30 protein-coding genes are annotated in these 26,902 nt (G+C 53.6%); 16 read left to right on the plus strand and 14 right to left on the minus strand.

The window, feature by feature from the left end; all coding sequences use genetic code 11:
• Both ACS603_RS17130 and ACS603_RS17135 read right to left on the minus strand, forming a co-directional pair.
• A complete protein-coding gene (locus ACS603_RS17130) occupies positions 1 to 315 on the minus strand; it encodes a copper-binding protein (protein ID WP_182060004.1) in 315 nt (104 codons plus the stop codon).
• A gap of 54 nt (positions 316 to 369) precedes the next feature.
• A complete protein-coding gene (locus ACS603_RS17135) occupies positions 370 to 771 on the minus strand; it encodes a hypothetical protein (RefSeq protein WP_474944620.1) in 402 nt (133 codons plus the stop codon).
• 342 nt (positions 772 to 1,113) lie between these two features.
• Here ACS603_RS17135 and dcuC point away from each other — a divergent pair, with 342 nt between their 5' ends.
• Positions 1,114 to 2,487, plus strand: coding sequence for an anaerobic C4-dicarboxylate transporter DcuC (dcuC, locus tag ACS603_RS17140; protein ID WP_182060002.1), 1,374 nt, complete (start codon positions 1,114 to 1,116; stop codon positions 2,485 to 2,487).
• Positions 2,488 to 2,577: 90 nt separating this feature from the next.
• Complete coding sequence (rna, locus tag ACS603_RS17145; RefSeq protein ID WP_182060001.1) at positions 2,578 to 3,387, plus strand: ribonuclease I; 810 nt, start codon at positions 2,578 to 2,580, stop codon at positions 3,385 to 3,387.
• On the opposite strand, the gene ACS603_RS17150 is transcribed toward rna, so the two are convergent.
• Complete coding sequence (locus ACS603_RS17150) at positions 3,381 to 3,998, minus strand: flavin reductase family protein (RefSeq protein WP_474944621.1); 618 nt, start codon at positions 3,996 to 3,998, stop codon at positions 3,381 to 3,383. The genes rna and ACS603_RS17150 overlap by 7 nt on opposite strands.
• A gap of 89 nt (positions 3,999 to 4,087) precedes the next feature.
• Positions 4,088 to 4,918: an alpha/beta fold hydrolase gene (locus tag ACS603_RS17155; protein WP_474944622.1), complete on the minus strand. Its 831-nt coding sequence runs from the start codon at positions 4,916 to 4,918 to the stop codon at positions 4,088 to 4,090.
• A gap of 253 nt (positions 4,919 to 5,171) precedes the next feature.
• Between ACS603_RS17155 and rnk the strand changes: the two genes are divergently transcribed.
• The 3 genes from rnk (at position 5,172) to uspG (ending at position 6,366) form a co-directional block, all read left to right on the plus strand.
• A complete protein-coding gene (rnk, locus tag ACS603_RS17160; protein ID WP_315688110.1) occupies positions 5,172 to 5,582 on the plus strand; it encodes a nucleoside diphosphate kinase regulator in 411 nt (136 codons plus the stop codon).
• A 137-nt stretch (positions 5,583 to 5,719) separates the two neighbouring features.
• The gene (yldA, locus tag ACS603_RS17165) at positions 5,720 to 5,809 is read left to right on the plus strand and encodes a small membrane protein YldA (RefSeq protein WP_310649357.1); all 90 of its coding nucleotides are present in this window, start codon (positions 5,720 to 5,722) and stop codon (positions 5,807 to 5,809) included.
• A 128-nt stretch (positions 5,810 to 5,937) separates the two neighbouring features.
• Positions 5,938 to 6,366 (plus strand): universal stress protein UspG, encoded by a 429-nt coding sequence (gene uspG, locus ACS603_RS17170; protein ID WP_166717371.1) that lies wholly within the window; start codon positions 5,938 to 5,940, stop codon positions 6,364 to 6,366.
• 61 nt (positions 6,367 to 6,427) lie between these two features.
• Here the strand turns inward: uspG and ahpF are convergent, their stop codons facing one another.
• Both ahpF and ahpC read right to left on the minus strand, forming a co-directional pair.
• Complete coding sequence (gene ahpF, locus ACS603_RS17175; RefSeq protein ID WP_474944623.1) at positions 6,428 to 7,993, minus strand: alkyl hydroperoxide reductase subunit F; 1,566 nt, start codon at positions 7,991 to 7,993, stop codon at positions 6,428 to 6,430.
• A 240-nt stretch (positions 7,994 to 8,233) separates the two neighbouring features.
• Positions 8,234 to 8,797, minus strand: a complete 564-nt coding sequence (ahpC, locus tag ACS603_RS17180; protein ID WP_062934976.1) for an alkyl hydroperoxide reductase subunit C — start codon at positions 8,795 to 8,797, stop codon at positions 8,234 to 8,236.
• Between the two features lie 635 nt (positions 8,798 to 9,432).
• On the opposite strand from ahpC, the gene citR reads away from it, so the two are divergent.
• The 3 genes from citR (at position 9,433) to ACS603_RS17195 (ending at position 12,341) form a co-directional block, all read left to right on the plus strand.
• Positions 9,433 to 10,332, plus strand: coding sequence for a DNA-binding transcriptional repressor CitR (citR, locus tag ACS603_RS17185; RefSeq protein ID WP_182059997.1), 900 nt, complete (start codon positions 9,433 to 9,435; stop codon positions 10,330 to 10,332).
• A gap of 174 nt (positions 10,333 to 10,506) precedes the next feature.
• A complete protein-coding gene (locus tag ACS603_RS17190) occupies positions 10,507 to 11,730 on the plus strand; it encodes a phosphoadenosine phosphosulfate reductase (protein ID WP_182059996.1) in 1,224 nt (407 codons plus the stop codon).
• A complete protein-coding gene (locus ACS603_RS17195; protein ID WP_315688104.1) occupies positions 11,703 to 12,341 on the plus strand; it encodes an IbrB-like domain-containing protein in 639 nt (212 codons plus the stop codon). Before ACS603_RS17190 ends, ACS603_RS17195 begins: the two co-directional genes overlap by 28 nt.
• Here the strand turns inward: ACS603_RS17195 and ACS603_RS17200 are convergent, their stop codons facing one another.
• Complete coding sequence (locus ACS603_RS17200) at positions 12,342 to 13,502, minus strand: pyridoxal phosphate-dependent aminotransferase (protein ID WP_474944624.1); 1,161 nt, start codon at positions 13,500 to 13,502, stop codon at positions 12,342 to 12,344.
• 125 nt (positions 13,503 to 13,627) lie between these two features.
• Between ACS603_RS17200 and ACS603_RS17205 the strand changes: the two genes are divergently transcribed.
• From ACS603_RS17205 to ACS603_RS17215, 3 genes are read left to right on the plus strand one after another with little or no spacing between them, the layout of a single operon-like run.
• Positions 13,628 to 14,242, plus strand: coding sequence for a methylthioribulose 1-phosphate dehydratase (locus tag ACS603_RS17205; protein ID WP_182059993.1), 615 nt, complete (start codon positions 13,628 to 13,630; stop codon positions 14,240 to 14,242).
• Positions 14,239 to 14,928, plus strand: a complete 690-nt coding sequence (gene mtnC / locus ACS603_RS17210) for an acireductone synthase (protein WP_182059992.1) — start codon at positions 14,239 to 14,241, stop codon at positions 14,926 to 14,928. Before ACS603_RS17205 ends, mtnC begins: the two co-directional genes overlap by 4 nt.
• A complete protein-coding gene (locus tag ACS603_RS17215) occupies positions 14,925 to 15,467 on the plus strand; it encodes a 1,2-dihydroxy-3-keto-5-methylthiopentene dioxygenase (RefSeq protein ID WP_182059991.1) in 543 nt (180 codons plus the stop codon). Before mtnC ends, ACS603_RS17215 begins: the two co-directional genes overlap by 4 nt.
• Positions 15,468 to 15,914: 447 nt before the next feature.
• Here the strand turns inward: ACS603_RS17215 and ACS603_RS17220 are convergent, their stop codons facing one another.
• Together ACS603_RS17220 and mtnA are read right to left on the minus strand one after the other, a co-directional pair.
• A complete protein-coding gene (locus ACS603_RS17220) occupies positions 15,915 to 16,400 on the minus strand; it encodes an SRPBCC family protein (protein ID WP_474944625.1) in 486 nt (161 codons plus the stop codon).
• A gap of 43 nt (positions 16,401 to 16,443) precedes the next feature.
• Positions 16,444 to 17,460 carry an S-methyl-5-thioribose-1-phosphate isomerase gene (gene mtnA / locus ACS603_RS17225; RefSeq protein WP_315688101.1) on the minus strand — a complete coding sequence of 339 codons (1,017 nt, stop codon included), beginning with the start codon at positions 17,458 to 17,460 and terminating at the stop codon, positions 16,444 to 16,446.
• Positions 17,461 to 17,565: 105 nt separating this feature from the next.
• Here mtnA and mtnK point away from each other — a divergent pair, with 105 nt between their 5' ends.
• Positions 17,566 to 18,765 (plus strand): S-methyl-5-thioribose kinase, encoded by a 1,200-nt coding sequence (mtnK, locus tag ACS603_RS17230; RefSeq protein WP_474944633.1) that lies wholly within the window; start codon positions 17,566 to 17,568, stop codon positions 18,763 to 18,765.
• Positions 18,766 to 18,855: 90 nt separating this feature from the next.
• Here mtnK and ACS603_RS17235 read toward each other — a convergent pair whose 3' ends face one another.
• The 4 genes from ACS603_RS17235 to ACS603_RS17250 form a co-directional block, all read right to left on the minus strand.
• A complete protein-coding gene (locus ACS603_RS17235; RefSeq protein ID WP_182059986.1) occupies positions 18,856 to 20,097 on the minus strand; it encodes an LVIVD repeat-containing protein in 1,242 nt (413 codons plus the stop codon).
• An 89-nt stretch (positions 20,098 to 20,186) separates the two neighbouring features.
• Positions 20,187 to 21,251: a sugar ABC transporter substrate-binding protein gene (locus ACS603_RS17240; protein ID WP_182059985.1), complete on the minus strand. Its 1,065-nt coding sequence runs from the start codon at positions 21,249 to 21,251 to the stop codon at positions 20,187 to 20,189.
• 30 nt (positions 21,252 to 21,281) lie between these two features.
• The gene (locus tag ACS603_RS17245) at positions 21,282 to 22,277 is read right to left on the minus strand and encodes an ABC transporter permease (protein ID WP_315688099.1); all 996 of its coding nucleotides are present in this window, start codon (positions 22,275 to 22,277) and stop codon (positions 21,282 to 21,284) included.
• Positions 22,274 to 23,776 carry a sugar ABC transporter ATP-binding protein gene (locus ACS603_RS17250; RefSeq protein WP_182063532.1) on the minus strand — a complete coding sequence of 501 codons (1,503 nt, stop codon included), beginning with the start codon at positions 23,774 to 23,776 and terminating at the stop codon, positions 22,274 to 22,276. The genes ACS603_RS17245 and ACS603_RS17250 overlap by 4 nt, the downstream gene beginning before the upstream one ends.
• A 162-nt stretch (positions 23,777 to 23,938) precedes the next feature.
• On the opposite strand from ACS603_RS17250, the gene ACS603_RS17255 reads away from it, so the two are divergent.
• From ACS603_RS17255 to ACS603_RS17270, 4 genes are all read left to right on the plus strand, one after another.
• Positions 23,939 to 25,027 carry an oxidoreductase gene (locus ACS603_RS17255; RefSeq protein ID WP_182059983.1) on the plus strand — a complete coding sequence of 363 codons (1,089 nt, stop codon included), beginning with the start codon at positions 23,939 to 23,941 and terminating at the stop codon, positions 25,025 to 25,027.
• Between the two features lie 57 nt (positions 25,028 to 25,084).
• A complete protein-coding gene (locus tag ACS603_RS17260; RefSeq protein ID WP_182059982.1) occupies positions 25,085 to 25,828 on the plus strand; it encodes an SDR family NAD(P)-dependent oxidoreductase in 744 nt (247 codons plus the stop codon).
• A 183-nt stretch (positions 25,829 to 26,011) separates the two neighbouring features.
• Positions 26,012 to 26,308 carry a type II toxin-antitoxin system RelE family toxin gene (locus ACS603_RS17265; protein ID WP_182059981.1) on the plus strand — a complete coding sequence of 99 codons (297 nt, stop codon included), beginning with the start codon at positions 26,012 to 26,014 and terminating at the stop codon, positions 26,306 to 26,308.
• Positions 26,289 to 26,693, plus strand: a complete 405-nt coding sequence (locus tag ACS603_RS17270; RefSeq protein ID WP_474944626.1) for a helix-turn-helix domain-containing protein — start codon at positions 26,289 to 26,291, stop codon at positions 26,691 to 26,693. Before ACS603_RS17265 ends, ACS603_RS17270 begins: the two co-directional genes overlap by 20 nt.
• Here ACS603_RS17270 and ACS603_RS17275 read toward each other — a convergent pair.
• Positions 26,690 to 26,887: a YbdD/YjiX family protein gene (locus tag ACS603_RS17275; protein WP_006809671.1), complete on the minus strand. Its 198-nt coding sequence runs from the start codon at positions 26,885 to 26,887 to the stop codon at positions 26,690 to 26,692. The genes ACS603_RS17270 and ACS603_RS17275 overlap by 4 nt on opposite strands.
• Between the last annotated feature and the right edge of the window lie 15 nt (positions 26,888 to 26,902).

Raw genomic sequence — 26,902 nt, forward strand, 5'->3', positions numbered from 1 at the left:
TTAGCGCTGTGGTGTCAGCGAGACGATCTGAAACCCGTCACCTGAACGTTCAAGGATGAACGTCACCCGATCGCCGGGTTTCGCACCATTGAGCACGGCACCGGATGACAAGGTAAATGGCATCGTCATGGCAGGCCATTTCAGTTCAGGAATGGCGTCATGTTCGAGAGTGACAGACTGGGCGGAAAACGCCTGGACAACGCCATGGCCTTGCCAGCGTTGTGCAGTCGGAGTGGTTACCTCATTCGCCTGGACGGCAAAAGAAGAAAAAGAGACGGACGCGCCAAGCAGCGCGGAAAGAAATAAAGCACGCATGATAAAGCTCCTGTTAAACGTAAATTAAAATAAAATCAACGAATTAACAGGTTTTTATTCTCTGAACCGGCAAAAACGAATGGTTGCCGGTGGCCCCACAGCGGGAGGGGTGATTGACCACGCAGACGGGCTTACATCCGTACATTCCGGCGTGTTCAGGGTAAGGGGCATAGTGGCAGGTAGCGCCACCAGTTGAGGATGAGCAGGATCTTTTGGTGCCTGATCGGGCACACAGTGTTTTTCACACAGCGGCGAAACATCAGCGGTATGAACAGGGCCAGGTTTAGCCATCATATCCATATGCTGAATTGCCGCGACGTTACCCCGAAGGTCGATAGAACAATCGTGAGAGGCAACAGCAACCTGACTCTGGATCAACAGCCAGCCAAAGGCTATCAAAAACATCAGCAGATGTTTTTTGAAAAAGCGCAGGCGATAAGTCCAGCTGGCGTGCATATCGGCGTCATCAGGTTGAAAAAAGTGCTGAGAGTATATGCAGGGAAAAGAAAGAATAGAAAGTGCTTTTAAAGAGATTTACGTTCTTTATCAATCCCCTGATAAATAGCCTCAAATACATTAACACTTCAATATCATTTCTATGACATATAATAATGATTCAATGAGTCAATAACCCCATGATGCAAATGATAGGGTAATGGCAAAATATCGTTACTCTCTCCTTTAGTAGTATATTTATTGATTTTAATCAGCAATGACAGGCCATTAATTCGGCACATTTCATCCTTCTTTTTTTATTGACTATTTGTGCTCTCGGGCAGCAGGGATACAGGGGAAACCATGCTTACGTTTATTGAGCTCCTTATCGGAGTCGTCGTCATTGTCGGTGTAGCCCGCTACATCATTAAAGGCTACTCAGCCACTGGGGTCTTATTTGTCGGCGGTCTGACGCTGCTCATTATTAGCGCCTTACTGGGCCATAAAGTCTTACCCGCCAGCGAAACCAGTACGGGCTATACCGCGACCGACATTGTCGAATACATAAAAATTCTGCTCATGAGCCGTGGCGGCGACCTGGGTATGATGATCATGATGCTGTGCGGTTTTGCAGCATTTATGACCCACATCGGCGCGAACGACATGGTCGTTAAGCTGGCATCCCGGCCGTTGAAATTCATCAACTCCCCATATCTGCTGATGATCGCCGCTTATTTCCTGGCCTGCCTGATGTCACTGGCCGTCTCGTCTGCCACAGGTCTTGGCGTGCTATTAATGGCGACACTGTTCCCCATCATGGTCAACGTGGGGATTAGCCGTGGCGCGGCTGCTGCTATTTGCGCCTCTCCTGCGGCCATTATTCTTTCGCCAACTTCCGGTGATGTGGTGCTGGCAGCAAAAGCCGCTGAAATGTCGCTGATCGATTTTGCGTTTAAAACCACGCTGCCTATCTCGATTGCCGCCATTATTGCCATGGCGATTGCCCACTTTTTCTGGCAGCGCTATCTCGACAAAAAAGAGAACATCAGCCACGAAATGCTGGATGTGGGTGAAATCACCACTACCGCACCAACCTTTTACGCCATCCTGCCCTTTACACCGATTATTGGCGTGCTGATTTTTGACGGCAAATGGGGTCCGCAGCTGCATATCATTACGATTCTGGTTATCTGCATCCTGCTGGCGGCGATGCTGGAATTTGTGCGTGGCTTCAATACTCAGAAAGTGTTTTCCGGGCTGGAAGTAGCCTATCGCGGTATGGCGGATGCCTTTGCAGGTGTCGTAATGCTGCTGGTTGCTGCAGGCGTGTTTGCTCAGGGGTTGAGCACCATCGGCTTCATCCAGAGCCTGATCTCCATTGCCACCTCCTTCGGCTCTGCCAGCATTATCCTGATGCTGGTGCTGGTAATTCTGACCATGCTGGCTGCAATGACCACCGGCTCTGGTAATGCGCCGTTCTACGCCTTTGTTGAGATGATCCCTAAACTGGCGCACTCCTCCGGTATCAACCCGGCTTATCTTTCCATTCCGATGTTGCAGGCATCCAACCTGGGCCGCACCATTTCTCCGGTTTCCGGTGTGGTGGTTGCCGTTGCCGGGATGGCAAAAATATCACCGTTTGAAGTGGTGAAACGTACCTCTGTTCCCGTTCTTGTTGGCCTGATCGTGGTCATCATTGCAACCGAAGTGCTGGTGCCTGGCACAGCGGTGGGATAAGTTCCTCACCCGCAAAAAAGCGCCTGCGGGCGCTTTTTGTGCTTTAATAACTTCCAGAAATAATCCGTTTTCAATCATTCAGGAATTCAAATGTTCAGGAAGGATATTGTTTTTCCGTCTGGCGCTATGGCGCTTGCACTCTGCGTTTTCTCCGCACAGGCAGAACCTCTTAAGGCAACGCAGTACGGGGATTTCGATCGCTACGTTCTGGCGCTCTCCTGGCAAACCGGGTTTTGTCAGAGCATGGTCGAGCGCAACCGTAACGAACCGGACGAGTGTCGCCTGCAAAAAGAGAGCAAGACCAAAACCGATTTCCTGACCGTGCACGGTCTGTGGCCAGGCCTGCCAAAATCCATTGCCTCGCGCGGGGTGGATGAACGCCGCTGGATGCGTTTTGGCTGCGCCACTCGCCCGATCCCCAACATGCCGGAAGTGAAAGCCAGCCGTAAATGTTCAGCCGCCGAAACCGGGTTATCCCTGTCGGGCGCAGCAAAACTCAACAGCGTGATGCCGGGAGCCGGTGGTAACTCTTGTCTTGAGCGCTACGAATATGCCAAACATGGCGTCTGCTTTGGCTTCGACCCCGATGCCTATTTCGGCACCATGGTGCGGATGAATCAGGAAGTGAAAAGCAGCCCGCTGGGGCAATTTCTGGCGAATAATTACGGTAAAACCGTTAGCCGTAGCGATTTTGATGATGCCGTCGGCAAAGGATGGGGGAAAGAGAGTATCAAAGCCATCAAGCTGACCTGTAGCGGTAATCCGGCCTATCTCACTGAATTGCAGCTCTCGCTGAACGCCGACACCATTAACAATCCACTTTCTGCGACCTCTTTTGCCGCGCAGCCACATCCCGGTAACTGCGGTAAGCAATTCGTTATCGATAAAGTCGGTTACTGACCTGCCCCGGGGCGCGCCATGTCAAACCGGTGCTCGTCGCTAATGGCATAATAGGCCGTCGGCCCACCCGCTCGCAGTATTGGACGGGCTTTGGCGGTCTGGTAAATACCCTCTTCCAGTAGCGATTCCTGAATATGGATCCCGACAACTTCCCCCAACACCAGCCAGGTTTCTATTGGCGACCCATCGGCACCCGTCAGCTGAATGCACTGTGAAAGGCGGCACTCGAAATTCACCGGGCTTTCTGCCACGCGAGGTGCTTTAACCAGCTTGCTCTCTGCAGTCGTTAACCCGGCAAAGACAAACTCATTTTCACCTTGCGGCAGCATTGCAGAGGTTTCATTCATTGCATGCGCCAGGTCCAGCGTTGCAAGGTTCCAGACAAACTCGCCCGTTTCGACAATATTACGCACGCTGTCTTTCCAGCCATTACTGGAAAATCCAATGATCGGCGGGCGATAGTTAAAGCAGTTGAAGAAACTATAAGGTGCAAGATTTGGCCGCCCCTCTTTGTCGCAAGAGGCGATCCAGCCAATCGGGCGTGGGCCAACGATAGCATTCAGCGGGTCATGCGGCAGGCCGTGACCCTGAGAAGGTTCATAGAAGTACATAGTTATCTCTGGTGGATAGGGCGTACACGAATTACGCTTCGCTCATTGCCCTGTTTCAGGACAATCAGCGTAACGCAATCCGCCAGAAATTAAGACTGAATAAATTTCAGCAAATCGTCGTTAATCTGGTGCTTATGGGTGGTGCAGATACCGTGCGAGCCGCCCGCATACACCTTGAGTTGCGCATCAGGCAGGATCTCCGCCGCCACCCGTCCACAGGTATCGATCGGCACGATTTGATCGTCATCACCGTGAATGACCAGCGTCGGGATGGTCATCTTTTTCAGATCGCCACGCAGGTCGGTTTCCGAAAAGGCTTTGATACAGTCGTACAGCGCCTTAATAGAGCCCTGAAGCCCCTGCTCCACAAAGCTTTCACGTACCGCTTTAGACTCTTTCGCGCCCGGGCGGTTATAACCGTAAAACGCGGCGGTCAGCTCGTAGAAGAATGCCGCACGATCGTTAACCACGCCTTCCCGAATACCATCAAAGACCTCTTTCGGCCCCCCATTGGGGTTGAAATCGGTTTTGATCATAATCGGTGTAACAGCGCCAATCAGCACGGCTTTCGCCACGCGCTGTGTGCCATGACGGCCAATATAGCGCGCCACTTCCCCACCGCCTGTTGAATGACCCACATGCACCGCATCTTTCAGATTAAGATGCGCCGTCAGTTCAGCCAAATCGTCAGCGTATTGATCCATATTATGCCCGTCCCAAGGCTGTGCCGAGCGGCCATGACCACGTCGGTCATGCGCAATCACACGAAATCCTTTTGACCCCAGAAACAACATTTGATCTTCAAAGGCATCAGCCGTCAGCGGCCAGCCGTGACTGAACACGATGGGTTGCCCACTTCCCCAGTCTTTAAAATGCAAATAACTGCCGTCTTTCAAGGTAAGTTTGTCGTAATCGCTCATGAGATCTCCTCAACGGAACACTGAATGCGGATAGTCGCCGAATAAGGGCGCTTAAAAAGGATAATGCAAATTTGCGAGTGATCACGTTTTTCGCCAAAAATTCATATGACCGATGAATGTGACCTTCATCACTTCAAACTTGCCTGCTCAGTGAGTATCATCGGGAGAGTTAAACCCTCGCTGCCAGACGGCGAGGGTTTTCTTTTGGATTGGTTTCTGCGTTACACGCAGCATTAACGACATGGAGTAATAAATGTCCAGACCCACTATTATCATTAATGAACTCGACGCAGAACGTATCGACAGGCTTCTTGAAAAGCCAGAATTTGCTGCACTGCCCATTGCAGATGCACTGAATGCTGAGCTGGATCGGGCGCAAATGTGCACGCCAGAGTCGATGCCGCATAATGTGGTGACGATGAACAGCCAGGTGAAATTCCGCGACCTGACCACCGGTGAAGAGCGCACCCGCACCCTGGTTTACCCGGCACAAATGACCGACAGCAGCACGCAGCTTTCCGTTCTGGCTCCTGTGGGCGCGGCGTTAATTGGTTTGCGTACCGGCGACACCATCCACTGGGAATTGCCCGGCGGTACCGCTACGCATCTTGAAGTGCTCGAACTGCTTTACCAGCCAGAAGCGGCCGGCGATTACCTTCGTTAATCCCTTCTGAACACGCGACAACCGCTTTGCCCGGAGGGTGCCCGCGCATCCTCTTTCCGAAATTCACCCATTCGTCTTATATCGCGCAAAACCCCCTTAATCCACGCTTAATCTGTTTTGGTGCCGCGGGGACGGTCATGCTTGAAGAACTGGCTATCGTACTGGTTTTTCTGTTTTTATTGGCGATTATCGTCATGGCCGTGCTTTATCTTGAACGTCACTGGTAACCCTCCTTCTGCTTAACCTCTCAAATAGTAAAAAATGTATGACATGAAAAAGTGCCAGACAGCTATCAGAAACCACAATTATTTTGTGCTTGAATAGTTTTAGCGTTTATAAACAAGGAGAAACGGGTATGTATCAGAGAATCATTATGCCAGTTGATGTTTTTGAAATGGAGCTAAGCGATAAGGCTGTACGCCACGCCGAGTTCCTTGCTCAGCAGAACGGAGTTATTCATCTTTTGCATGTTTTACCGGGTTCCGCCAGTCTTAGCCTGCATCGCTTTGCTGCCGACGTACGGCGTTTCGAAGAGCATCTGCAACACGAAGCGGAAACGCGCTTACAAACCATGGTGGGGCATTTCAGCATCGATCCGGCCCGCATCAAAACGCATGTCAGATTTGGCAATGTGCGTGATGCCGTGAATGAACTGGCGAACGAACTGAAAGCAGATATGGTCGTCATCGGCTCACGTAACCCATCAATTACCACTCACCTGCTGGGCTCGAATGCTTCCAGCGTGATCCGCCACACCCACATCCCGGTGCTGGTTGTAAGATAAAAAAAAGGCCACCTTTTTCGGTGGCCTTTTAGTTTTGCAGGTGTCGTCTTACTTTCTTTTATTATGCTGTCTTCGTACGGATCAGATAATCAAATGCGCTCAGGGAGGCTTTAGCGCCTTCGCCGGTGGCGATGATAATCTGTTTGTACGGTACGGTGGTGCAGTCGCCCGCCGCAAATACGCCCTTCACGCTGGTTTCGCATTTCGCGTCGATGATGATTTCACCCATGCGGTTACGCTCGATTGCCCCTTCCAGCCAGGTGGTGTTTGGCAACAGGCCAATCTGCACAAAGATGCCCGACAGCGCAACGTTGTGCACATCGCCACTCACGCGGTCACGGTATTCCAGCCCCGTCACTTTGCTGCCATCGCCCTTCACTTCTGTGGTCTGCGCATTCAGCACGATGTCGACATTTTTCAGGCCACGCACTTTATCCTGGAGCACCTGGTCCGCTTTCATCTCTGGCGCAAACTCCAGCAGCGTCACATGCTCAACAATCCCCGCCAGGTCGATTGCCGCTTCCACGCCGGAGTTACCGCCGCCAATCACCGCAACACGTTTCCCCTTAAACAGTGGGCCATCGCAGTGCGGACAGTACGTCACCCCTTTGGTGCGATACTGATCTTCACCCGGCACATTCATGTTGCGCCATTTTGCGCCGGTGGCAATGATAATACTGCGTGCTTTCAGCACCGCACCGGAGGCAGTTTCAATCTGGTGTAAACCGCCTTCAACCGCCGCCGGAACCAGCTTGCTGGCACTCTGGCTGTCGATCACATCCACTTCGTAATCGCTGACGTGCGCCTTCAGGGCGCCTGCCAGTTTCTGGCCTTCGGTCTTCGGCACGGAGATGTAGTTTTCGATATCCACGGTATCAAGCACCTGGCCGCCAAAACGTTCGCCCATCAGACCGGTGCGAATACCTTTACGTGCAGAATATACCGCCGCTGCCGCACCCGCCGGGCCGGATCCAACAATCAGCACATCGTAAGCATCACGTTTGTTCAGCTCTTCTGCCGCACGTTTTTCTGCGCCGGTATCCACTTTGGCAACGATTTCCGTCAGGGTCATACGGCCCTGGCCGAACTCCTGACCATTCATATATACCGCCGGAACACCCATCACATTGCGATCGGTGATTTCATTCTGGAAGGTACCGCCGTCAATCGCCGTGTGCTTAATACGCGGGTTCAGTACCGACATCAGGTTCAGCGCCTGCACCACGTCCGGGCAGTTGTGGCAGGAGAGCGAGTAATAGGTTTCAAACTCGAAATCACCGTCGATATCGCGGATCTGCTCCAGCAGCGCCTGCGCTTCTTTCGACGGATGGCCACCGGTCCACAGCAGTGCCAGCACCAGTGAGGTAAATTCGTGACCCAGTGGGGAGCCGGCAAAGCGCGGCCCCTGGTCAGAGCCTGGGTTAGTTATCAGGAATGACGGTTTACGCACTGCCAGGCTGTTATCTTCTTTGAAGGTCACTTTCGCTGACAGTTCGGCGATCTCCGCCAGCAGTTCCTTGATCTCTGCCGATTTAGCGCTGTCGTCCAGCGTGGCAATCAGCTCAACAGGTTTAGTCAGTTTCTCAAGGTAGGCCTTGAGCTGGGTTTTCATATTAGTGTCGAGCATTGTTCTTCCCTCTCTTAAAACGTCATCATGCAAGCTGCCTTATACAGGCGGCCTGAATGCAACTTGCATCATGGTGCTGAATGAAATGGGCGCGGGCGCGCCCATGACTGAAATAATTTCCAAAGTATTTCGCGTCAGAGCAAGGCGGCTAGCCTGAGAATCCCCGGGAGCTTACAGAAGTAAGTGACCGGGGTGAGCAGGCGACGCCAACGCAGCTATGGCGTGAAAGACGACGGAAATTTAGATTTTACCGACCAGGTCTAAGGATGGAGCCAGCGTTGCTTCGCCTTCTTTCCATTTTGCCGGGCAGACTTCGCCTGGGTGAGAAGCAACATACTGAGCCGCTTTCACTTTACGCAGCAGGTCAGATGCATCACGGCCGATACCTTCAGCGGTAACTTCGATAGCCTGGATAATACCCTGCGGGTCAACAACGAAGGTGGCGCGGTCGGCCAGGCCTTCATCTTCACGCATGTTGTCGAAGTTACGGGTCAGGGCGCCAGTCGGGTCGCCGATCATCGCGTATTTGATTTTTGCGATGGTTTCAGAGCTGCTATGCCATGCTTTGTGGGTGAAGTGGGTATCAGTTGATACGGAGTAAACATCCACGCCCAGTTTCTGCAATTCGTCGTAGTGATCTGCAACGTCGCCCAGTTCAGTCGGGCATACGAAGGTGAAGTCAGCCGGATAGAAGAAGAAGACGCTCCAGCGGCCTTCAGTATCTTTTTCGGTCACTTCTACGAACTCACCGTTTTTGAACGCCTGGTTTTTGAAAGGTTTAATCTTAGTGTTAATTAAGGACATCTGTATTTCCTCCGTGTTTTCGTTGAGATGTAAGGTAACCAACTTTCGTTGAGTGGGCTAATGCGTTTGCTTTATCAAATCAATCAGCCATACCTAACAACCCGAACAAGACCACCATGTGAACTGAATGAATAAAAGCCCAAAGTAAAAAGGCCGCCCTGGTGGGCGGCCCTATTACCTGAACTTCCCACAGGAACTTTCAGTGCCAGAAACACTGGCGTTGCGTTGCGCTCTACATACCTTTATATCAAGGCCGTAACAGCGCCCTGATTACACCACCCACAAAGGCACAGAGCAATGCAATGGAGAGGTAGTCATATCTATAGCTGCGATAGGTTTTACCGAACATTGTTGCTATCGGGAATAGTTTCACAACCCTACAAAGAATAAAAATGAATGATAATTAAGTGTCAACACATAAATTAAACCATATTCACTAAAGCTCCATTTACCTTTTAAAGATAAAATTATCTTAATATTACGTGAAGCTCTATTTCATTAATCCGCCACCATGATATATTAAGTAAACATTCAAATTGATTTAAGCGAATTAATCACATGGATGGTAAATGGTTAACTTCGTTCTATAGTTATCAGTGATGTGATAACACAATGCAACTCACTCAGGATGAAACATGGCAAATCTTTATGATCTCAAAAAATTCGACCTTAACCTGCTGGTGATTTTCGAGTGTATCTACCAGCACCTGAGCATCAGCAAGGCGGCTGAAACACTCTTTATCACACCTTCGGCAGTCAGTCAGTCGCTCCAGCGCCTGCGTAATCAGCTCAACGACCCTCTGTTTATTCGTTCCGGTAAAGGGATCACACCGACTACTGTGGGGGTCAATCTGCATCATCACCTTGAGCAAAACCTGAACCAGCTTGAGCAGACCATTAACATCATGCATGGTTCAGAGCTGAAGAAGAATTTTATCATCTATTGCCCACAAATCCTGACCACAAATAACCTTCTCAATCCAATGAAGCTATTGATGAGAGAGCATAATTACGAAATCGAGCTACATGATATGCTGCTATCAGCAGACTCATCGGAAGACCTGCTCGCTTACCGCAAAGCAGACTTAATTTTCTCAATGGCACCGGTAAACAACCGTTCGATGGTGTGCATTCCGTATGTTAACTACAACATGATCATGGTCTGCAGTCTGGACCATCCGCGCATACATGATTCCGCCACGATGGAAGAACTCCAGAAAGAGAAATTTTCGTTATTCCTGAGTGATGAACCTGGCATCAAAACGTATCAGTCCAATGCCGAGCAAATACATACGAATAAAACCATCGGTTTTCGCTGTGACTCAATCTTCTCAATTCTTGCCATGATCAGCGCTTCCCACCTCATCGGATATATCCCTGAAGTTCTGTATGAAAAATACAAGGAAGTGTTAAGACTCAAAAAAATCGATGCCCCCTATACACTCCCCGTCATGGAAGTGTTCATGATTTATAACCGCTCTGCACTAAACAGTTCGATTTTCGCTACATTTATTGAGCAGATCACCGAGAAATAAACAAGGATAGCTGTGGTTCTCACAGCTATTACATTTTTGTTAAAATATAGCTCTCATTTATAGTTTATAAAAACAATTCTTTTTTTCATTTACCTGCATTAATTTTTCACTACTATTACTCTCTTCTTGTATTGACACACCCATCCGGTATTCATTTCCAGGAGGAGCTTGCTTTTGTCAATCTACAAATATCCACTTGATAAAAACGTCCTTGAGGCCGCTATAGACCGTATTTCATGGGTCTTTGATAACTTACCCAGAGTCTGCGTTTCGTTTTCTGGCGGGAAGGATTCCACCATCATGCTGCATTTAACGGCTCAACTGGCCCGAAAAAAAGGCAAGAAAATTCATCTGTTATTTATCGACTGGGAAGCTCAGTTCACATGCACCATTCAGCATGTGAATAACATGAGGCAGCAATACGCCGATGTTATTGAGCAGTGCTGGTGGGTGGCATTGCCACTCACCACACAAAATGCGCTGTCTCAGTATCAACCCGAATGGCAGTGCTGGGAGCCTGGCGTAACCTGGGTGCGCCAGCCCCCGGAAGAGGCGATTACCGACCCCGGCTATTTTGATTTTTACCAGTCAGGAATGACATTTGAAGCCTTCGTTCGTGAATTTTCCGACTGGTTTGCCCAGAATCGCCCTGCTGCGGTTATGGTCGGCATTCGTGCCGATGAATCCTACAACCGTTTTCTGACTATCGCGAACGCACATAAACAGCGTTTTGCCGACGATAAACCCTGGACCACCACCGCGCCAGGCGGTCATGCCTGGTATATCTATCCGATCTATGACTGGAAAACCGCTGATATCTGGACATGGCTTGCCAGAACAGGCAACTGCTACAACCCACTCTACAATCTGATGTTTCAGGCGGGTGTTCCTCTGCGTAATATGCGCATTTGCGAACCTTTTGGCCCCGAGCAGCGCCAGGGCTTGTGGCTCTACCATGTTGTCGAGCCGGAACGCTGGGCGTCCATGTGCGAACGGGTCAGCGGTGTACGTAGCGGTGGTATCTACGCAGGGCACGATAACCACTTTTATGGCCACCGCAAAATCCTCAAGCCTGACCACCTCTGTTGGCGAGATTACGCCATGCTGCTGCTCGAGAGTATGCCGCAAAAAACCGCCGAACATTACCGCAATAAAATCGCTATCTATCTGCACTGGTATCAAAAGCGAGGGATGACTGATATTCCCGACACTCAGGAAGGCGACATCGGCACAAAAGATATCCCCTCCTGGCGACGTGTCTGCAAAGTGCTTCTGAATAACGACTACTGGTGCCGGGCGCTCTCGTTTAGCCCGAACAAACCCAAGCATTATCAGCGCTACAGTGAACGGATGAAATCGAAACGCCAGAAATGGGGGATCTTATGCAACAACGATTGATCAATGAAATGGAAAGCTACCTGCAATCGCTCCCGGAAGAAGAGCGTATCAATGCCATCAATGCATTTCGCCTGGCCATTCATAACAACAGTCCCTTTCGCGAACAGCCCATCGACTGCGTGTTGTGGGTCAAGCAAGAGCATATTTCCGCGAATGATTACAACCCCAACAACGTTGCGCCGCCTGAAATGCGCCTGCTCAGCAAATCGCTGGAACTCGACGGTTTCACTCAGCCCATCGTGGTAACGGAAAATGAACCGCAGCATTACGAAATAGTGGACGGTTTCCACCGCCATGAGATCGGTAAAAACAGGGCCGCGATGAAGCGCCAGCTCAAAGGGTATCAGCCGATCGCCTGCCTGCGTAAAGAGCGTCATCAAAAATTTGACCAGATCGCGGCCACTGTCCGCCACAACCGCGCTCGCGGGCGACACCAGATTAACGCCATGTCAGAACTGGTGCGCGAGCTGGCATTACTGGGCTGGGACGATACGAAAATCGGCAAAGAGCTGGGAATGGACGATGACGAGGTGTTACGTCTGAGGCAAATTAACGGCCTGCTGGAACTGTTTGCAGACCGTCGTTATTCAGAAGCCTGGACGGTGAAATAATCAGAGCCGGTTCAGGCGCTCTGCCGCCGCCAGCAGCGTCGATTCCTGTTTCGCAAAACAGAGGCGAATCAGTTTATGCGGGAAGGGATCGGCGCAAAATACCGACAACGGGATCGCCGCTACGCCGGCTTCTTTGGTCAGCCACTGACAAAAACTCACGTCGTCCAGGTCGGATATCGCACTGTAATCCACCAGCAGGAAGTAAGTCCCTTCGCTCGGCAAAATCTCCAGACGGCTGGCACTCAGGGCATCCACAAACAGGTCGCGACGCGCCCGGTAGAATTCCGGCAGCGCGCGGTAGTGTTCAGGCTCCGCTCTTAACATATCGGCCAGTGCCAGCTGCGCAGGAGTGTTTACGGCAAATGTCAGATACTGATGCACTTTACGTAGCTCTGCGCTTATCGCCGCAGGGGCCACGCAGTAACCCACTTTCCAGCCGGTCATGTGGTAGGTTTTCCCAAACGACGACACCACAATGGCGCGCTGGCGAAGTTCAGGATGCGCCAGGACGCTGGCGTGGCCTTCTTTGGCAAAACAGATGTGCTCGTAAACTTCATCACTCAGCACGTAGATTTCATGTTCGGCAATCGCCTGCCACAGTGCAACAAAATCGGCTTTTTGCCAGACCGTTGCTGACGGGTTGTGCGGGGTATTGAGGATCACCAGACGGGTTTTATCACTCAGTAACCCGGCAAACGCCTGCCAGTCCGGGCGGAAATGCGGTGGTTGTAGTGCCACGCGTTTCACCACGCCGCCGGATAGCTCAACCGCCGGGGCGTAGCTGTCATAGCTTGGGTCAAAACAGATAACTTCATCGCCCGTACGCACCAGCGCCGTGATGGCGGCATACAGCGCCTCAGTCGCCCCTGCCGTTACCGTGATCTCGCTGCCAGCGTCAGGTTTGTAGCCATATAACTCCGCAGTCTTATCCGCAATAGCTTCGCGCAATGCCGGTGCGCCCGTCATGGGGGCGTACTGGTTCGCGCCCTGCGCAACGTGATACGCCAGCCGCTCCTGCAAATACGCCGGGCCATCAAAATCCGGGAACCCCTGCGACAGGTTAATGGCATTGTGCTGCTGTGCCAGTGCGCTCATCTGGGTAAAGATTGTTGTGCCAAGGTTGGGGAGTTTACTCTGCGGAATCAATGCGTTATTGCTCATTGTGTCGTGCCTGCTTGTAATACTTATGTTGCTGCCACTATAACACGATGTTAGTCTTTGGCAATCAAGACGCTTAGACGTCTATATCATATAATTATTCCTGGCCGACAGAGGGTAAAAGGAACATGACAGACAACCTGCAACTCACACACCTGGTTGACGCCTGCCGCTGGATTGGCGCAAAAGGCTGGGCTCCGGCAACCGGCGGCAACATGTCCGTTCGCCAGGACGACGCTCTGTGCTGGCTCAGTGAATCCGGCAAAGATAAAGGCAGCCTTACCACGGATGATTTCCTGCAAGTGGAGATCGCCACTAACCGTGCCCCGTCAGGCCGTAAACCTTCGGCAGAAACCGGGCTGCACACGCTAATCTACCGCCTGTTCCCGCAGGCCAACGCCGTGTTGCATGTCCATACCGTAAACGCCACGGTACTGTCGCGTCTGGTAAAAACACCAGAGCTACACATCAGCGGTTTTGAAATGCAAAAATCCCTCAGCGGACAGACCACGCATCTGGATACGGTTGTGATCCCGGTCTTTGATAATGACCAGGATATTGACGCCCTCGCCTCGCGAATCGCCCATTACGCACAAGAACGTACGCTTAATTATGGTTTTCTTCTGCGCGGCCATGGCTTAACCTGCTGGGGGCGTGACGTGGCAGAAGCCCGCCGCCATCTGGAAGGCCTTGAATTCTTATTTGAATGCGAAATGCGTTTACGACAACTGGAGAGAATATGATTCGCGCGATTGTGACGGATATTGAAGGGACCACCAGCGATATCCGTTTTGTCCATAATGTTTTGTTCCCCTATGCGCGTGAGCGTCTGGCGGCCTTTGTGACCGCTCAGCAGTACGCCGAGCCGGTCAAATCCATTCTGGACAACCTGCGTGATGAAATTAGCAATCCGCATGCCAGTGCCAGTGAACTGACCGAAGCGCTGTTTACGTTTATGGATGAAGACCGTAAATCGACGGCCCTTAAAGCCCTTCAGGGCATCATCTGGCATGACGGCTACGTGAATGGCGACTTTACCGGCCATCTCTACCCGGATGTGCTGCCTGCGCTGGAAAAATGGAAAGCGCAAGGCATTGATCTCTATGTTTATTCCTCAGGCTCGGTTGCTGCGCAGAAACTGTTATTTGGCTACAGCGACGAAGGTGATATTACTCATCTGTTCAGCGGCTATTTTGATACTCACATTGGCGCTAAGCGAGAAGTGCAGTCATATCAGAATATTGCGGCGCAAACGGGCATTGCCCCGTCGCAGATCCTGTTCCTGTCGGATATTCATCAGGAGCTGGACGCCGCCGAACAGGCAGGTTTTCGTACCCTGCAACTGATTCGTGGCGATGATGATGGCGCAAGCCACCACCATCAGGTTCACCAGTTTGACGAGATTAACCCGGAGCAGATCCCTTCATGAGCGCATTAACCATTTATTCTGATAAAGACGCGAGCGAACACCTTTGGCACAGCACCGATGCCGACGGGATCGCTCAACAGCTCAATGCAAAAGGCGTCCGTTTTGAACGCTGGGCCGCCGATCGTGATTTAGGCCGCGATCCTGCGCCGGAAACGGTGATCAACGCCTATCAGCACGCGATCGACAAACTGGTGGCCGAGAAAGGCTATCAGAGCTGGGATGTGATCAGCCTGCGCGCCGATAACCCGCAAAAAGAGGCGCTGCGTGCGAAGTTCCTGAACGAGCACACCCACGGTGAAGACGAAGTGCGTTTCTTTGTGGAAGGTGCCGGGCTGTTTTGCCTGCACATTGGCAACGAGGTGTATCAGGTGCTGTGCGAGAAAAACGATCTGATTTCTGTACCGGCAGGCACGCCGCACTGGTTTGATATGGGTTCAGAGCCGAACTTTACGGCTATCCGTATTTTCGATAACCCGGAAGGCTGGGTGGCACAGTTTACCGGTGATGCGATTGCGGATGGGTATCCGAAACTCGCGTAATGCTTAAGCTCCCTCTCCCGGTGGGTTGAGGGATCCCCACAAAAATACGAGCACGGACAGCTCCCTCTCCTTTTTGGGGAGAGGGCTGGGGTGAGGGGGAACATACGGCTGTGGTGGTCATTCCGTTCACTTTACGTTCCTTGCTACTCTGTCACCACAATACCGGTGAACGTGCCAGGGTAGCTCACCGCCGCTACCCTGGCGACCCGGGCTCCCGGCAAGAAAATCGTCGCTTCGCGATGCCCTCAGCGTTTGCTCCAGGCTAATCGGGGACGGGCGGATGAAACGTCCCTGTAAAGCCGCCCTCGCCGCGCATCCATGCGCGTCGCCCCGGCCTTCAGTAAACGCTTCGGCGATTTTCAGCCGGACCATGACACCGCTGTAAGCCCCTTAATTCAATGGCGTAATATCATCGCTGAATTAAAGACAAAAATTACTGGGGAACCCTCAGCCCGGTGGGAGAGGGGGTCTAAGAGATTTCACATACTCCACCAGCTGATCCAGCACAATGCCCCACCCTTCGTGGAAGCCCATCTGTTCATGCTGTTCACGGATTTCCGCCGTTGGATGACGCGCAATCGCGGTGTAACGGGTTTTCCCTTCTCCCGCATCTTCCAGCAGCAGGATCGCCGTCATAAAGGGTTTTTCAGCCGGTTTCCAGTCTTCGTTGTAGCCATCGGTAAAGACCAGCTTTCTGCCCGGGTCAATTTCCAGAAAGACGCCCTTGTTGTCCATCCGTTGCCCATCCACCTCAAAAACGGTGTTAAACCGCCCGCCCACACGCAGGTCGAGGTCGCATTCGGTGACTTTATGAGGAACGGGGATGAAGAAGTTTTTGATGTGTTCCGGTGTGGTCCAGCAGAGCCACAGCAGGTCGCGTGGCGCATCCACCACGCGTTCCAGTTTTAGGTCAGTATCAGGATCAAGAGTCACGTTACGGTCCTCTTTAAGGGAAACCCTTAAAGGATAGTCCGGCTCAGGCAAATTTCCCCTTTGCCACGTCCTCTGGCGTCACTACGCCGGTATCCAGCACCCACCCACTGATAAGCGACGCCGGTGTGACGTCAAATGCCGGGTTGTAAACCTGCGCATTTTCAGGCGCCCACTGCACTGCACCAAAGCTGCCCGCCACGCCAGTCACTTCGCTGGCGGCGCGTTGTTCAATTGGGATAGCGTCACCGTTCGGGCAGTCCGGGTCGAGCGTGGTTTGCGGGGCGGCAACGTAGAACGGAATACCATGGAATTTCGCCAGTACCGCCAGCGAGTAAGTGCCAATTTTGTTCGCCACGTCGCCGTTAGCGGCAATGCGGTCTGCACCTACCCATACGGCGTCCACCTGCCCTTTTGCCATCAGGCTGGCGGCCATGGAATCGGTAATCAGCTGATAGGGTACGCCAAGCTCACCCAGCTCCCATGCGGTCAGTCTTCCGCCCTGCAACAGAGGACGTGTTTCGTCTACCCAAACGTTGCTGACATTGCCTTCCTGATGAGCACGGGCAATCACCCCAAGCGCCGTACCCACACCCGCAGTCGCCAGCCCGCCAGTATTGCAGTGCGTCAGCAGGCGGCTACCGGGCTTAACCAGCGCGCTACCGGCTTTCGCAATGGCGTCGCACAACTGCTTATCTTCGTCAATCAGACGCAGCGCTTCTGCCACCAGTGCCGGAACAAAATCTTCCTGCCACAGAGCCAGCTTCATACGGTCGAGGTTATTCATCAGGTTGACCGCCGTCGGGCGGGAGGCGCGCAGCGTTTCCAGCGCCTGCGAAAGCTCGTCACGACTTTTGCCATTTTCAGCCAGCAGGGCCAGCAGCAGGCTTGCAGAAAGCCCAATCAACGGCGCACCACGCACGCGCAGGGCGTGGATATGCCCCACCAGCGCCTCGGTGGTGGAAGCATCCAGCCAGCGTTTCTCCTGTGGAAGCGCCTGCTGATCGAGAATAAATAGCTGATTTTCCGCCACCCGCAGGCTGGTCGTCTGTAATGTCTGCATGTCGTTAATTCTCTGTTGCGTTGATGTATCACATTGTGTCAGGATGAAATCCAGATGTATAGACGTCTAAATGTCTTTATTACCAAAATCAGTGAGGATCAGGCAATGTCGCAATACCGTACCTTTACCGCCCAGGACGCCGTGGAGTATGCAAAGCAGTTTGGCGGCCTTGACGATCCCTCCTCACTGGTACAGGCGCAGGAAGTGGGCGACGGCAACCTCAATCTGGTTTTCAAAATTTACGATACGCAAGGTGTAAGCCGCATCATCGTAAAACAGGCTCTGCCTTACGTCCGCTGTGTTGGCGAGTCCTGGCCGTTAACGCTGGACCGCGCCCGTCTGGAGGCGCAAACCCTGGTTGAGCATTACCAGCACAGCCCACAGCACACCGTTAAAATTCACCACTTCGACCCGGAACTGGCAGTAATGGTGATGGAAGATCTCTCCAGCCATAACATCTGGCGCGGCGAGCTGATTAAAAACACCTTCTACCCACAGGCCGCACGCCAGCTGGGGGAATATCTCGCCCACACGCTGTTCCACACCAGCGACTTTTATCTGCACCCGCACGATAAAAAAGCGCAGGTGGCGAAGTTCATTAACCCGGAGATGTGCGAGATAACCGAAGATCTGTTCTTCAACGATCCGTATCAGATCCACGAGCGTAACAACTACCCTGCCGCACTGGAAAACGACGTGGCCGCCCTGCGTGATGATGCTCAGTTAAAAGTCGCGGTGGCCTCACTCAAGCACCGTTTCTTCTCCCAGGCCGAAGCCTTGCTGCACGGTGATATCCATAGTGGCTCAATCTTCGTGGCTGACGGTAGTCTGAAAGCTATCGATGCGGAATTTGGTTATTACGGCCCGATCGGTTTCGACGTGGGTACGGCTATCGGCAACCTGCTGCTGAACTTCTGCGGCCTGCCAGGACATCTGGGTATTCGTGACGCCGCCGCCGCCCGCGAACAACGCCTGACCGATATCCAGGTGCTGTGGAATACCTTCTCAGAACGCTTCCAGGCGCTGGCACACGAGAAAACGCGCGATGCCGCGCTGAGCGCACCAGGTTATGCCTCTGAGTTCCTGAAAAAAGTGTGGAAAGATGCCATCGGTTTCTGCGGCACCGAACTGATTCGCCGCAGCGTAGGCCTTTCGCACGTGGCCGATATCGACACCATTCAGGACGACGCCATGCGCCACGAATGTCTGCGCCATGCCATTACGCTTGGCAGAGCGTTGATTGTGATTGCCGAGCGCATCGACAACGTGGAAGAGCTGGTGGCACGAGTGCGTCAGTACAGCTGAGTGCCGGCTTTGTGCCCGGTGGCGCTGCGCTTACCGGGCCTACGATTCGAATGTAGGCCGGGTAAGGCGAAGCCGCCACCCGGCAAAAACTCATCCCAAATACTCAATCACCGATAACCCACCGTTATAATCCGTGCTGTAAATAATCCCCTGGGCGTCCACAAACACATCGCACGACTGGATCACCTGCGGGCGATTCGGCCGCGTATCCATCATCTTCGCCGGTGCCGCAGGAACCAGCGCTCCCGTTTCAACCGGGCGATACGGATTAGAAATGTCATACGCACGTACACCGGCATTCTGATATGTGGCGAAAATCAGCGTTGAACTGACAAAGCTTCCCGGCCGGTTTTCATGCAGGTTATGCGGGCCGAAGTGCGCTCCTTTTGCCACGTAGTCAATCTCATTCGGCTGCGGAAAAGTAGAGATACTCACCGGGTTAGACGGCTCGCGAATATCAAACAGCCAGATCAGCTTCTCGCCATCTTGCTGGTTATCAAGCACCGCTTCGTCCAGCACCACCAGAAGGTCGCGATCCGGCAACGGCAGCGCAGTATGCGTGCCACCACCAAATGGCGGGCTCCAGTTACGATGGCTAATCAGCTTCGGCTGGGTTCTGTCTTTCACATCCAGCAATGTCAGCCCACCGTCACGCCAGCTGCCGTAGGCAGTGTCCCCGGCGATAATCGCGTGGTGCAGCGCATAGCGTTTACCTTCCGGCCAGTTAGGTTGCTCACCTTCAGCCTGGTGCATCCCCGGCAGCCACCAGCGCCCCGCCACCTCGGGCTTACACGGATCGGTCAGATCGATGGTCAGGAAGATGTAATCGGTAAAACCGTCGATCAGCGCCGACACGTACGCCCAGCGTCCACCTACATACCAGATACGGTGAATACCGATGCCATTCAGCGACAAAAAACCGATTTCGCGTGGTTTATCCGGGGTGGAGATATCAAACACCCGCAGCCCCGCGCTCCAGCCTTTATCCTGCACGTCGCTGACGGTTTCCCCCACCTGGCGGGTGTAATACACCTTTTCATCCGCAAATCGAGCATCGGCAAACAGATCCCGGGCGTTAATCACCAGCAGCAGGTCGTCGTGCGCCTGAAGATGCACATTCCAGGTGCCGGGTGGCGCAGGCACGTAGCCCGCCGCTTTTGGATTTTTCGGGTCGCGTACGTCCACAATCGAAAACCCCTGCGACACCATATGGCCAATATACGCAAAACCGCGATGCACCATCAGCTGTACGCCGTCAGGGCGACCACCCTGGTCGCTATGGCCAATCAGCCGCATATTGCGGCTGTATTCAGGAGGCGGTAATTGGGTCACTTCTGGCTCCTTTTTGCCGGGTGGCGGCTGCGCCTTACCCGGCCTACAAATCCGTAGGCCCGGTAAGCGCAGCGCCACCGGGCAGGGGTTTATTTATTTTTCGCTTCCAGCGTCGCAAACCACGGCGCGATAAAATCTTCGGTCTGGCCCCAGCCCGGGATGATTTTACCCAGCGACGCCACGTTCACCGCCCCTGGCTGCGCGGTCAGCAGCGCCTGCGGGATCGCCGCAGCTTTGAAATCGTAGGTCGCAGGCGTGGTTTCACCGGCAATCTTGTTGGCAACCAGACGCACGTTCGTCGCGCCAATCAGCTTCGGATCAACGGCCACGCTCACTTTCCACGGACTGCCGGATTCACGCATCAGTTGCAAATCCTGGTTAGAAATATCGATGCTGTAGAGTTTGATTTCAGTGCGGCCATTCTCTTTCAGGGCCTTATACGCGCCCTGGCTGAATGCATCCCAGGTTCCCCAGATGGCGTCGATTTTGCCTTTCGGGTATTTCGCCAGAATCGCACCCACTTTGTTGGCGGTGTCGCCCTGCACGTCAGAAGACACTGCGCCAATGGATTCCAGCTCTTTGATATCCGGATACTGCTTTTGCAGCTCTTTATACGCGGCCTGGCGGCGCTCCATCGGTGGGAAGCCTGCCACCCACAGCTTGACGATGTTCGCCTTACCATTGAAATCTTTCGCCAGCTGGCCGAAGGAGAGATTCGTCAGGGAGGCGTCATCCTGCTGAGTGACGGTCACTCCCGGGATTGTGCCGTTAACGGCGGTATCAAATACCGATACTTTAATCCCGGCATCCACCGCTTTCTTCACCAGCGCCGTTGAGTACGGATCGCGCCCCTGAGAGAGGATGATCCCGTCATACTTCTGGCTAATCGCCTGGTTCACGAAGTCCTGGAATTTGGCATCATCACCGTTGCTTAAAAAGGTGCTGACCTTAAAGCCGAGCTTTTTCCCTTCCTGAATGGCACCGGCGACAAACTGGGTGGTGTTGTCGTCAGAGCCGAGATTTCTGATCACCGCAATGCGGATCGGGCCGTCGTGGTTTGCAATGGCTGCCGGAACTGGCGCTGGCGTTGCCGCATAGCCTGGCAGTGCAGTCAATAACCCTAATGCCACCAAAGAGAGTGCGATTTTTTTCATTCTGTTATCCCGTTGTGTTGTTATAAGTCGTTAGCGTTTTTGTATGTAAGTAATCGCCAGCGCCACTGCGAGCACCAGCCCTTTTATAATGTCCATTGCGTAGTACGGCACCGACAGCATCACCAGGCCGTTCGACAGCACGCCGAGGATAACCGCCCCGACCAGCGTCCCGAGTGCATTCGGTTTACCGGAGCCTGCCAGCGAGAAACCGATCCACGCGGCGGCCACCGCATCCATCAGATATCCCCCACCTGCATTCACCTGCGATGAGCCAATACGTGAGGCCAGCAAAATGCCGCCGAGTCCGGCCAGCAAAGAGGCAATCACATAGGCCGCCACCTTGTAGCGCGTGGTGCGAATGCCCGACAGACGCGCCGCTTCCGGGTTGCCGCCAATGGCGTACATGCGGCGTCCGTGGGTAGTCAGCGACAGCCCCAGTTGGGCCAGAATGGTCACCACCAGCATGATGATGACGATGGTCGGCACCTGCCCCAGCAGGCTGAACGCCGCAGGAATGGTCCCTTCCGCCATGTCGCCGCTCGGCAGTACCATGTTTTCAGTGATCGACCCGCCATAGCTGTAGGTCATCGCCACCCCCTGGATAACAAACAGGCTGGCAAGCGTAGCCAGCATGTCCGGGATACGCAGGATGACTATCAGAAATGCGTTAAACAGCCCAACCAGCGTACAGAGGGCAAGCGTGATCAGAATCGACTCGGTAGTGCCAAAGCCGTGCCAGACAAACAGCGAAACGACCAGCGCGTTAGCCAGCGATGCCGTCGATCCCACCGAGAGGTCAAACCCGCCGATAGTCAGCGAAATCGATACCCCGATGGCGATTACCGTCACAATGGCGATTGAACGCAGAATATTGATGATGTTATTTGGATCGAGGAAGTTGTCCGACGCCAGGCCAAAGACGGCCACCAGCGCGACGACAGTCAGCAACATGCCCCACTTATAGAGAAAATCAAAAATTTGCTGACGGCCAGACACCGCCGCAGTCACTGAAAGGGCCTTGCTCACGACGCCGTTCCTCCGGTTGAATAATAAAGTAATGTCTCTTCGCGGGCCTGCGCCCCGGCGATTTCCGCCACAACGCGGCCATCCCACAACACACAGATGCGATCGCACAATCCCACCAGCTCGGCAAATTCGCCGGAGGCATAAATCACCCCTTTGCCCTCACGCGCCAGCCCGTCGATAAGCTGGAACAGATCGGTTTTGGCTTTCACGTCCACGCCTTTGGTGGGTTCATCAAAAATCAGTACGCTGGCATCGTTGCGCAGCCATTTGCCGATGGCGACTTTCTGCTGATTACCGCCGGAAAGCCGACGTAACACCTGGCCGGGCCCACGCGCCCTGACGCCCACGCGGGCAATCACCTCTTCCGCCCAGCGCCACGCCTGGCGGTGGCCAAACAGGCTCCAGCGCGAAAAAGAGTTATCCGCCGTCACCGCCAGATTCATGCTCACCGGTTCATCAATAAAAATGCCCTCTTTGCGCCGCTCTTCCGGCACCAGCGCCAGACCACGCTGTACTGAATCTGCCGGGCTGCGCGGCTGCCAGGGCTGATGATTCAGTTCACCACGCGTCACGCGGCTTTTGCTGGCCCCAAACAGCGCTTTGCAGAGTTCGGTTTTCCCCGCCCCCGCCAGGCCCGCAATGCCAAGAATTTCGCCCTTACGCAAATGCAGGGAGATATCTTTCAGCAGCGCTTCATCGTGCAATCCTTCAACCCGCAGCAGCGTTTCTTCGCTGTGAGGAGGGCGCGCCGGTGGGTAGATATCGCTCAGCTCGTGGCCAAGCATCTTCTCGACAATTTCTTCGCCGCTGAGCGTCGCCATTGGACCAGACTCAATCAGCTTGCCGTCGCGCAGAACCGTTAAGGTGTCGCAGATGGCTTTCAGTTCGTGAATACGGTGGGAGATAAACACCACGCCGATCCCCTGCTGTTGCAGGCGTTTGACCACCGTAAACAGACGCTCACTTTCATGGGCATCCAGCGGGGCGGTGGGTTCGTCGAGGATCAAAAAACGGCAGTGATGCGACAACGCGCGCGCCAGCAAAATTTGCTGTTTTTCGGCAAGGGTGCAGCTGTCTATACCGCGGCGCACATCCAGCGCCACATCCAGTTGCGCCAGCGCCTGTCGCGCCTGCTGGCGAATAGCACGCCAGTTATAGCCATGCCCCGGCTGTGCCAGCTGATCGAGCATGATATTTTCAGCAATACTTAAGCCCGGGATCAGCGCTACGTCCACTTCCTGCTGCACCAGATGGATGCCCAGCTGTTTGGCATCGAGTGGTTCGCGGATTGTCACCGGCTGGTTGTTTATGCAGATCTCACCTTCATAATGATCGTGAGTCCCGCACAGCACCGCCATCAGCGTCGACTTTCCTGCACCATTAGCGCCGGTCAACGCGTGTACGGTTCCACCGATCAGCGTGAAATCCACACGCGACAGCGCCTGAAAGCCAGAAAAGGCCAGGCTGATACCGCGCATCTCAAGGCGACTGGAAACCATCCGCGTTAAATCCTTCATTAATATTTTGATTTATTGAATTTTTCACAGCTCTGGTTGACTGACAACGACGGAAAAGGCATAAGATAAAGCAAAATATTATTAGCCATCTGGATGTCCAGACATAACATCAGGTTAGCGCTTCCTAAAATTAAGGACAACACCATGAGCAATACCGATATCCGCGTCGTTCCCGGCCCTGCAAATTACTTCTCACACCCCGGAAGCCTTACGCATCTGAATGATTTCTTTACCCCGGAGCAGCTTTCCCGCGCGGTGTGGATTTACGGCGAACGCGCCATTGAGGGTGCCCGTCCTTTCCTGCCCGAGAGCTTTAACGCTGCGGGTGCAAAGCATCTGTTATTTAAAGGCCATTGTAGCGAGCGGGATGTCACCCATCTGGTGAATGACTCTGGTGATGATCGCAGCGTGGTGATTGGCGTTGGTGGCGGCGCATTGCTCGATACCGCCAAAGCCGTGGCGCGCCGCCTGGGTGTGCCGGTGGTGGCGATCCCGACCATTGCCGCTACCTGCGCGGCATGGACGCCGCTTTCCGTCTGGTATAACGATGCAGGTCAGGCGCTGCAGTTCGAAATCTTCGACGATGCCAACTTCCTGGTGCTGGTGGAGCCGAAAATCATTCTGAATGCCCCTGCGGAATACCTGCTGGCGGGCATCGGCGATACGCTCGCGAAATGGTACGAAGCGGTGGTGCTGGCGCCACAGCCGGAAAACCTGCCGCTGACCGTGCGTCTGGGGATCAACGGCGCGCTGGCAATCCGTGACGTGCTGCTGGAGCGCAGCGAAGAGGCACTGGCTGACCAGCAGCGTGGCGAAGAGACGCAGGCATTCCGCGATGTGGTGGACGCCATTATCGCCGGTGGCGGCATGGTGGGCGGTCTGGGTGAACGCTATACCCGCGTGGCGGCTGCTCATGCGGTACATAACGGGTTAACCGTGTTGCCACAAACCGAAAAATACCTTCATGGTACCAAAGTGGCGTACGGCATCCTGGTGCAAAGCGCCCTGCTAGGCCAGGACGATGTGCTGGCACAACTGGTGGCAGCGTACCAACGCTTTAACCTGCCGACCCGGCTTCGCGAGCTGGACGTCGATATCAACAACCACGATGAGCTGGACAAGATTATTGCCCACACCCTGCGCCCGGTGGAGTCGATTCACTATTTGCCGGTTACGCTCACGCCTGAAATTCTGCGCGCGGCGTTTGAGAAAGTGGAATCCTTTAACCGCTAATCAACCGAAGCGTCTATACCTAATGATGATTCTCATCACTCTCGCAACGAGGTCATCATGCAGATCGATTTAACAGGTAAGAAGGCGCTGGTCACCGGCGCCAGCCGTGGATTGGGTCGAGCTATTGCACTGTCGCTGGCACGCGCCGGTGCCGATGTGGTTATTACGTATGAAAAATCCGCCGATAAAGCCCAGGCCGTCGCCAGTGAAATCAAAGCGCTTGGGCGGCACAGCGAGGCGGTTCAGGCCGACAGCGCCAGCGCCGAGGCCATTCAGGAAGCCGTAACTCACGCAGCGCGTACCCTCGGAGGCCTGGATATCCTGGTTAACAACGCCGGGATTGCACGCGGCGGCCCACTGGAAGCCCTGACGATTGTGGATATTGACGCGATGATTAACGTCAACATTCGTGGTGTGGTGCTTACCACTCAGGAAGCGCTGGTACATATGTCTGACGGCGGGCGCATTATCAACATCGGCAGTTGCCTCGCTAACCGCGTGGCGATGCCCGGTATCGCCGTTTACGCTATGACCAAATCTGCCCTCAACTCCTTCACCCGGGGGCTTGCCCGCGATCTGGGGCCGCGCGGTATTACCGTTAATCTTGTGCATCCCGGCCCAACCAATAGCGATATGAACCCGGAAGATGGCGAACAGGCAGAAGCTCAGCGCCAGATGATTGCCATAGGGCATTATGGCCAACCGGAAGATATCGCCGCTGCCGTCACCTTCCTCGCAAGCCCAGCCGCCGGGCAGATCTCCGGGACGGGCCTGGATGTCGATGGCGGTTTGAACGCCTGATCGCACTTTTCATGCACACCTCTGTCGCCCGGCAGAGGTGTTTTCGAGCCACCCCGACGGTTCACCTTTTGCCTCTTTCTCTCCGTACTCCACCGTCCTACAGTCCCCCATAAGAAATTCGGAATTTATCTAATAGTCTTATTATTTCCTTATATTTTGTGTGGGCGTACAGTGGAGGTACGGATGAAGATTGTCTGGTCCAATAGTGCAAAGAAGGCATTTTCGAGAATTGACGAGCGATATCAACGCCGGATTGAGGTAAAGCTTAGCGAGCTGGATGACCGCTCGGCTCCCCGGCCCGATATCAAAAAAATATCGGCGACAGAAAATCATTTTCGGCTACGCGTTGGCGATTACCGCGTTCTGATTACACTTCGGGACGATCCCGATAACGATTGTTATGTTTTAGCCGTCAAACGCAGAACATCAACGACATACCTTCACGAGGAGAAAACTCCCTATGGCTGTTCAGCTAATTAAGGACGATAACGGAAAAACGCAGTACGTGGTCATACCCTATGATGAATACTTTCGCATGTGCTTACAGATGGCAGAGATAGACGACGAAACTGATGAGGATCTTGAGGATATCGAAGTCGAACACGATGAGTATGATAATGTCGAACTGCCCGGAGAAGTGTGCAGCATCATGACCTGGCAGGACGTCAGCCTGCAGGCCGCCTGGCGCATTCTGCGCGGCATGTCCCAGCAGGAGGTGGCTGATAAACTTGGCATCAGCCAGTCTGCGGTGTCACAACTTGAAGCACTGGACTCCCGCCCGCAAAAGCGCACCCGCGAAAAACTCGCGGCAATCTACGGCTGTAAGCAGGAACAGATAAGCCTCTATTTACCGAATGAGGGTTAACAACACTTCGCGCCACCCTTGCCGCCGTAACGGGCATCCTGGCGATCGCGGAAAAATTCTTCGTAGGTCATCGGCGTCTGGTCGGGATGGTTGACGCGCATATGCTCGACGTAGTTATCGTAATCCGGCACACCAATCATCATTTTGGCGGCCTGGCCTAAGTATTTGCCTGCTTTGGAGAGGGTGTCGAACATAGTATGGGTCTCACA

This window comes from Enterobacter sp. Li2LvB3 (genome assembly GCF_056156645.1).

Coding starts and splice junctions, on each gene's coding strand:
- ACS603_RS17250 (WP_182063532.1), bottom strand. CDS start 23,776: ATGGTTTCCAGTCGCCTTGAGATGCGCGGTATCAGCCTGGCCTTTTCT.
- ACS603_RS17260 (WP_182059982.1), top strand. CDS start 25,085: ATGCAGATCGATTTAACAGGTAAGAAGGCGCTGGTCACCGGCGCCAGC.
- rnk (WP_315688110.1), top strand. CDS start 5,172: ATGTCCAGACCCACTATTATCATTAATGAACTCGACGCAGAACGTATC.
- ACS603_RS17240 (WP_182059985.1), bottom strand. CDS start 21,251: ATGAAAAAAATCGCACTCTCTTTGGTGGCATTAGGGTTATTGACTGCA.
- mtnC (WP_182059992.1), top strand. CDS start 14,239: ATGATTCGCGCGATTGTGACGGATATTGAAGGGACCACCAGCGATATC.
- ACS603_RS17255 (WP_182059983.1), top strand. CDS start 23,939: ATGAGCAATACCGATATCCGCGTCGTTCCCGGCCCTGCAAATTACTTC.
- ahpC (WP_062934976.1), bottom strand. CDS start 8,797: ATGTCCTTAATTAACACTAAGATTAAACCTTTCAAAAACCAGGCGTTC.
- ACS603_RS17155 (WP_474944622.1), bottom strand. CDS start 4,918: ATGAGCGATTACGACAAACTTACCTTGAAAGACGGCAGTTATTTGCAT.
- ACS603_RS17215 (WP_182059991.1), top strand. CDS start 14,925: ATGAGCGCATTAACCATTTATTCTGATAAAGACGCGAGCGAACACCTT.
- yldA (WP_310649357.1), top strand. CDS start 5,720: ATGCTTGAAGAACTGGCTATCGTACTGGTTTTTCTGTTTTTATTGGCG.
- ahpF (WP_474944623.1), bottom strand. CDS start 7,993: ATGCTCGACACTAATATGAAAACCCAGCTCAAGGCCTACCTTGAGAAA.
- mtnK (WP_474944633.1), top strand. CDS start 17,566: ATGTCGCAATACCGTACCTTTACCGCCCAGGACGCCGTGGAGTATGCA.
- dcuC (WP_182060002.1), top strand. CDS start 1,114: ATGCTTACGTTTATTGAGCTCCTTATCGGAGTCGTCGTCATTGTCGGT.
- uspG (WP_166717371.1), top strand. CDS start 5,938: ATGTATCAGAGAATCATTATGCCAGTTGATGTTTTTGAAATGGAGCTA.
- ACS603_RS17265 (WP_182059981.1), top strand. CDS start 26,012: ATGAAGATTGTCTGGTCCAATAGTGCAAAGAAGGCATTTTCGAGAATT.
- ACS603_RS17200 (WP_474944624.1), bottom strand. CDS start 13,502: ATGAGCAATAACGCATTGATTCCGCAGAGTAAACTCCCCAACCTTGGC.
- ACS603_RS17270 (WP_474944626.1), top strand. CDS start 26,289: ATGGCTGTTCAGCTAATTAAGGACGATAACGGAAAAACGCAGTACGTG.
- ACS603_RS17150 (WP_474944621.1), bottom strand. CDS start 3,998: ATGTACTTCTATGAACCTTCTCAGGGTCACGGCCTGCCGCATGACCCG.
- ACS603_RS17275 (WP_006809671.1), bottom strand. CDS start 26,887: ATGTTCGACACCCTCTCCAAAGCAGGCAAATACTTAGGCCAGGCCGCC.
- citR (WP_182059997.1), top strand. CDS start 9,433: ATGGCAAATCTTTATGATCTCAAAAAATTCGACCTTAACCTGCTGGTG.
- ACS603_RS17130 (WP_182060004.1), bottom strand. CDS start 315: ATGCGTGCTTTATTTCTTTCCGCGCTGCTTGGCGCGTCCGTCTCTTTT.
- ACS603_RS17135 (WP_474944620.1), bottom strand. CDS start 771: ATGCACGCCAGCTGGACTTATCGCCTGCGCTTTTTCAAAAAACATCTG.
- ACS603_RS17205 (WP_182059993.1), top strand. CDS start 13,628: ATGACAGACAACCTGCAACTCACACACCTGGTTGACGCCTGCCGCTGG.
- mtnA (WP_315688101.1), bottom strand. CDS start 17,460: ATGCAGACATTACAGACGACCAGCCTGCGGGTGGCGGAAAATCAGCTA.
- rna (WP_182060001.1), top strand. CDS start 2,578: ATGTTCAGGAAGGATATTGTTTTTCCGTCTGGCGCTATGGCGCTTGCA.
- ACS603_RS17195 (WP_315688104.1), top strand. CDS start 11,703: ATGGGGGATCTTATGCAACAACGATTGATCAATGAAATGGAAAGCTAC.